The sequence below is a fragment of the Coleofasciculus sp. G1-WW12-02 genome (assembly GCF_040219735.1).
Taxonomy (GTDB): Bacteria; Cyanobacteriota; Cyanobacteriia; order Cyanobacteriales; family Coleofasciculaceae; genus Coleofasciculus.
The window spans coordinates 24,211-30,370 of record NZ_JAVJRX010000003.1 but is presented as its reverse complement, the minus strand read 5'-3'; the positions used below and the strand labels follow the sequence as shown (position 1 = coordinate 30,370).

General features: G+C 45.1%; 5 protein-coding genes. 4 read left to right on the top strand and 1 reads right to left on the bottom strand.

The features are described 5' to 3' along the window. The coding region (locus RID09_RS00315; RefSeq protein WP_446333961.1) for an Hpt domain-containing protein at positions 1–2,824 on the bottom strand (2,824 nt) is incomplete at its 3' end. Positions 2,825–3,206: 382 nt separating this feature from the next. Here RID09_RS00315 and RID09_RS00310 point away from each other — a divergent pair. From RID09_RS00310 to RID09_RS00295, 4 genes are all read left to right on the top strand, one after another. After that, positions 3,207–3,527 carry a CBS domain-containing protein gene (locus tag RID09_RS00310; RefSeq protein WP_446333960.1) on the top strand — a complete coding sequence of 107 codons (321 nt, stop codon included), beginning with the start codon at positions 3,207–3,209 and terminating at the stop codon, positions 3,525–3,527. A gap of 38 nt (positions 3,528–3,565) precedes the next feature. Next, entirely contained in the window at positions 3,566–4,465 is a 900-nt protein-coding gene (locus RID09_RS00305) for a TIGR02587 family membrane protein (protein WP_446333959.1), read from the top strand. Between the two features lie 91 nt (positions 4,466–4,556). Continuing rightward, entirely contained in the window at positions 4,557–4,970 is a 414-nt protein-coding gene (locus tag RID09_RS00300) for a TIGR02588 family protein (RefSeq protein ID WP_446333958.1), read from the top strand. A gap of 395 nt (positions 4,971–5,365) precedes the next feature. Beyond that, complete coding sequence (locus RID09_RS00295) at positions 5,366–6,136, top strand: hypothetical protein (protein WP_446333957.1); 771 nt, start codon at positions 5,366–5,368, stop codon at positions 6,134–6,136. Positions 6,137–6,160: the final 24 nt, after the last annotated feature.

Genomic DNA, 6,160 nt, shown 5'->3' with positions numbered 1-6,160 from the left:
TTTCTGTTGTTTCCCACTCGCCCCATAAATCCTCTTGGGTTTGTGGTGTTTCCGGTTGCGGTGTCCCTTTTGACTCATCGGTTAACCAATCTGCATCTAAATCCTCTACCTCGGCGCTGCTGGTTAATGCTTCCTCTTCTGCTTCGCCAAATAAGTCGTCTAACTCTTCACTCGATGGGGTTTCTGTTGTTTCCCACTCGTCCCATAAATCCCCTTGGGTTTGTGGTGTTTCCGGTTGCGGTGTCCCTTTTGACTCATCGGTTAACCAATCTGCATCTAAATCCTCTACCTGGGCGTTGCTGGCTAATGCTTCCTCTTCTGCTTCGCCAAATAAGTCGTCTAACTCTTCACTCGGCGGTGTTTCTGTTGTTTCCCACTCGCCCCATAAATCCTCTTGGGTTTGTGGTGTTTCCGGTTGCGGTGTCCCTTTTGACTCATCGGTTAACCAATCTGCATCTAAATCCTCTACCTCGGCGCTTGAGTCAAATGACTCCTCACCATCTTCATCTTCAGTAAAGAGGGCGTCTAAATCTTCGCTAGATGGCGTCTGTGGTGTTTCCCAATCGCCAAATAGGTCAGCTGCTGATTCAGTTTCCGATGTCCACGGTTGTTGTGTCTGTTGAGATTCATCCGTTAACCAATCGATCTCGAAATCCTCTACCTGTACCGTTGAGTCCAATGACTCTTCACCTTCTTCAGCAAAGAGTTCTTCGGCATCTTCTGTTACTCCTGGCAGAATTTCGTCGCCTTCTTCCTCAAACCATGACTCCGAACTTTCCCCATCCTTTTGGAATGAAGTTGTGCTTTCATTCAATAAAGCTTCATCCCTGGATAGGGGCATATCAACGATAGAAACCTCTTCTGGGTCAGTCAAGCTATCGACTGGCGTCGATTCAACTTCAGGTGATTCTAAATCAAAGAAGTCATTGAGAGCCTCAAAATCGGGGAGGTCTTCTGACTCTTCCCAAGCTTCTTGAGCAAAATCGTCGAGAGATGTTTCTTCAAACATATTTGATACATCTCCCGCTTCCGGTGTTGCTGATTCGATGTCGATTGTATCAGCTTGATTGCTATTGTCTAAATGGTTTTCTAGATCTAAATCTAAATCATTACTGTCTAGATAGTCTTCCAGAGCTAAATCGCTCTGATTGACTGATTCTCCTGGGGTTTGGAGATTTTCTTCACTGCTGGAAATTTCTAGCAGGTCATCAAAGTCAAAGTCTGATTCTGAGACGGTTTCATCGCCCTCAAGGGAGGATTGGAGAAAGTCCTCATCTACGTCCAAATCCTCAAGTTCTGAATAACTGAGAATGGCTGCTGGCGAATTTTCTCCTTCCCCGTCAAAGAAACTATCACCAAATAAACTCTTTAAGTCATCACCTGATTGACTCATTGGGTCGGAATCTTCTGAGCTATCTGACTCAAATAGTAGATCAGAAAAGTCATCGGTCAAGCTGGATGAGATATCAAAGGAATCCGATGATTCTTTTGATGCTTGAGGATTTGCGATCGCGTCTAGGGCGAACTCATCCGCTAACCCTTGCCTTAAGTCATTATTTGTTAAATTCTCACTATCCTCAATTAGATCCGAGAAATCATTCGAGTCTTCAAGATTCAGAAAATCATCTGAATCAGAGTTTAAGGATTGAGCATTTAGGCTGATAATTTCTTCTTCTTGCCAACTTTGATCGAAATCAGGTGTTTGAGTTTCAAAAATATCGGCTAAACTATTGAGTTCTGCGATACCCACTTCGGGTTCGCCCTGATCGGAGAGGGGAGAGATCGAGTTTGAGGATTGAACCACCGAGAATCGGAGTTGATCGTGTCTGAACTCTGTTGTGTCGTTTGGATCTTGGATATAGGTATCCTGGGATTGGATATAGGTATCTCGACTATCGGGGAGATGGGTGGCTTTATTTAGGTTTAGGTCGGATTCCTCGGTTACAGGAGTTGGTTGATGGGAAGAATGGGTGCTAATATCAGGTGCTGTCGCTGATTCGACTGTTGTGGCGTCTGGTGCCAGGGCTTTGAGTTGTTCACTGGGTACAATCTCAACGGAGCGCCCGCTCAGAACTAATTCTTGAGCTTGTTTAATTTCCTTAATGGTGACGCTAGCGAGTAAGCGATAGGAATTTTCAAGATTCGCGATCGCACTTTTTGATATCTCTAGTAATTCACCCCACCCCGGTAAGTCTAATTGATCGCCTAATTCGATCAACCTTTGGCAATGTTCTTGCAGGGCGTGGCGATGTTCGGGAGTATCCGACTGCTTATACAGTTGCAACATCTCCCGCAGTTCTACCAGCACATTTCGTTTAAAGGTGGCGGGCAAGGTTTTTGTTCCTTTACTAGAGGATTGAGATGAATTGGCTAGGGAAGGAGTATCACCAGCCGCTTGAGTGTTTTGGACTAACTGTTGCAGATAGCTGTTGAGTTGCTCAAAGACAGGCTCAGCATCAGACATAATCGTACTGGCTGTTTCGTCGGTCAATCCATAAGCTCCTTGCAGCTGCCCTAAAAGAGCGCTGAGGATATCGAAAACTCGCAGCAACAGGGATTCTAAGTGAGTATCTACTCTAATCGGAGCTTCTTGGAGGATTTTAAAGTAATCTTCTAGGCGATGGGCAGTTTGATGTATGCTATTGAGTCCTAACATAGCTGCTCCGCCCTTAACCGAATGAGCAGCGCGGAACATTTCGTTCACCGTCTCAGCGTCTTCGATGGTGCTTTGCAGATTTAGCAAACCTTGCTCTATGGTATTGAGGTGGTCTTGTGCCTCCTCCATAAAGTAGCCCATGATTCGCTGTTGTTGTTCCGACTGCATAGCCATGTCCCTCAAAGCGTTTTGAGTAATGTGGGGTATTTTGCTTCCCTAAGTGCCCTGATTCAGTGCAGCGCCCGATTAAGGTGGGAGCATCAATAGTTTTTAATGTAGCCAATCTATTCAGGATTGACCTCAATCCCTTTATTCCCGAATCGAACCTCGCTTTCCCCGTTACCCCCTCTGATTGTAGCATTGCGGTCTACCGCCTCTTTTCTTTAATGAGTCTTTTGTTCTTTGTCCTTTGTTATGTACTTCCATCTCCATTACGGTGTAATCACCAGACAGACGTAGCAAACTGGCGTAATTTTGCACATTAAGTGTCGTCCAGCGCGGCAACGCCCAATTAATCAGTCGTGACAAATAACGGTCAACCCATTTACTTGTGGCTAAAATCCACAGCATCACTAATCCTGTCTCCAATATCAGTAAGCGCTCTAGCCATTGCTGGTTACTCGCTGTGTTTAAGCAAATCTCACGAGAACAATGGAAAAGCTATCGGGTTGAAGATATTATGAAACCTGTGCAGAAGGATTTAACCGCTCGTCCGGATGAGACTATGTCTAATGTGTTGCAAAAGATGCAAAATACAGGAATGGGGCGAGTGTTAGTGACTAACAATGGAGATCTACAGGGAATTATTACAGCTAGTGATGTGTCTCGATGGCTCCATCGACGCCAGGAGTTGGGGATGAGAGATGAGTGACTGATTCAACCATCATAAATTTCTTAGTTAAATAGACTATGGTTAAACTGATCCAGACACAACAGCATTCACCGACTTGGTTATTAGAGATTCATCAAATCATTCGAGGTATTTTCGGTGGTTTCTTATTTGGTATTCCTCTGCTCTATACTATGGAGGTTTGGTGGATAGGTTCTTATATTGAACCTATCATATTACTGGGGGTTCTAAGCATTACCTATCTAGCTGTGTTTTTATTTAATCGCAGCGAAGGCTTCCGCAAAAGCAGGCGTGATGGGATAGTTCATGCGGCAATAGAAAGCGTAGAAGCCTTGGCAATTGGCATTGTTTGTGCGACAGTTATTCTAATTTTGCTGCGTCGAATTACCGGAGAAACTCCAATTGATGAAGCATTGGGAAAAGTAATTTTTGAGAGTGTACCATTTTCCTTGGGTGTAGCGATGGCGCGATCGCTACTGCCAGAACAATCGGCTGAATTTGAATCCAGTCAAGGTTCACGGTCGATTATAATCATCCAGCCACAGATCAAGCAACTCGGTTTCCGGGATATGATAGCTGATATTAGTGCGACCTTAATCGGTGCAATTATTGTTGCCTTTAGTATTGCCCCGACTGACGAAATTCCCACCCTAGCGGCTGCCGCATCACCCCCTTGGCTGTTGGTCATTATTGCCGCCTCCTTACTCATTTCCTACGGGATTGTTTTTGCTGCTGGCTTTGCCCACCAACGCCCACGCCGCCTACAGAAAGGAATCTTGCCAACTCCTATCGGGAAAACTATTCTCTCCTACTTGATTTCACTGCTGGCTTCGGCTTTAATGTTGTGGTTCTTCAACCGTCTTAGCTTGAGTGATCCGTGGTTTTTGTGGTTGCGGTATACGCTGTTATTAGGGCTACCTGCCACTATTGGCGGTGCTGCTGGACGTTTAGCGATATGATGTCAACTACCCTGCCCATAGCCTAGCTATGGACGAGGCTTTCCTCCCCACATAAGAGTACATAGACGAGGTATCCAGCCGCAAAAAACAGATGAGTGATCACTCTTGCGATCAAGCGAACTCCTCTCATCGTTCCCCGGCGGAGTGGGTCAGCTTTACCATTTCCCTGTTCATTTTAATTACAATTGTGGGACTGGTCACATTTAGAGGACTGGGTAGAGACAGTCAACCCCCTATCCTCTGTGTAACTATTAAACAAGTAGAAATTCGCCAAGTAAAGGGACAATTTTATGTCCCCTTCACAGTCACCAATAGTGGAGGTAGAACGGCGGAATCTGTTCAGGTGGTGGCGGAACTCACAACAGCAGGGGGAGTTCAAGAATCAGGGGAACAAACTATTAACTTTTTGTCCAGTGGTGAAATTCAAGAGGGAGCCTTTATTTTCAGCTACCCTCCCCAAGAGGGTGACTTAAAGGTACGGGTTGCTAGTTATAAACTGCCGTGAGTAAGCTCCTACACCCGCCAAGAACTCAATTTCTTGGCTAAAAGCAGTACAATTGTACTCAACCAGAGACTCTAGGGCTTTTTCATACTGACGAATACTCACAGCCGCCACAGGCGGACGAAAGTTTGTGTGGTTCCGCGATTTCAATCGCCTCCTCTTTGTTTGTGTGGTTCCGCTTCAACTCCTAATGTAAAGTTTTGTATCAATCTGGAATAGTCCCCCCTTAATCCTCGTTTCTAGTAATAACCGAGGGACAACCCGGTTAATCACTAAGTACAGCGCGGCGGAAATCAATTGATCAGTCAAGCCTTACTAAAATGCTGACAATCAAACCATTGTGAATTTCTCGGAAGCGGTACTAGGTTCTGATGTTCTATTAAAGGAGTTTCAAGCTAATGGCTGTATCCACAGTTGTTTCTACTTTCGAGCTTTTGGTTAAACCCCTAGTGCAGCCGGCTGCTGACATATTAGGCGCAGGTCGGACTATTATCCAGGGTTACTTTTTGACAATTTCTAATCTCAATAGCAGTGTCCCTGTCCGACTGCGAGTCAATTTCACCGCTCAATCTCCAAACCTAAACAGCCAACCGCTACTAGCATTTTTTGATGTCGCGGGTTTGAATAGTCCATTAAATCCCGTTAGTCAGACCCCAACTACCCAAACCTATTTGATATCCATTGGTCCACGAGATACCGGATTATTTCTCTTACAACCTGATGTAACCAAAAAAGAGGTTGTTGACAAGGCAGATACTGAAATACGTGGATTTGTTACGCTTTCCCTAGCCAACTTATTTGGTTCTAGCTCCTTTGACTTGTTGCTGACTCCTCAGCAACGAGGAACATTCTTGCCAAAAAACTTTCCCACAAGCAAGGAAGACTTTGACCAACTTGCTTATGCACTTCCCACGGCTACAGGCGGTTCTCAAGTTAAACTGACTCAGTTTCAATTCCCAAATTTTCCGATACGGCAACTTCCTCCGGAAATTCTTGATCTTGACCCTGGGTTAGCCGAAATTATCCGAGAAAATCCTGATCGGCTTACTCTTAACCCCCCGAATCTGAGCAATGGAGCAATCTCAAGCACCACCGATAGCTTGCAACAGGTTTTAAGCGCGATGGTGGAACGGATCAGTGAGTTAGAAACCCAAGCTCCAAGCCGTTAAACAATCACAGCTTAAACCGTAATT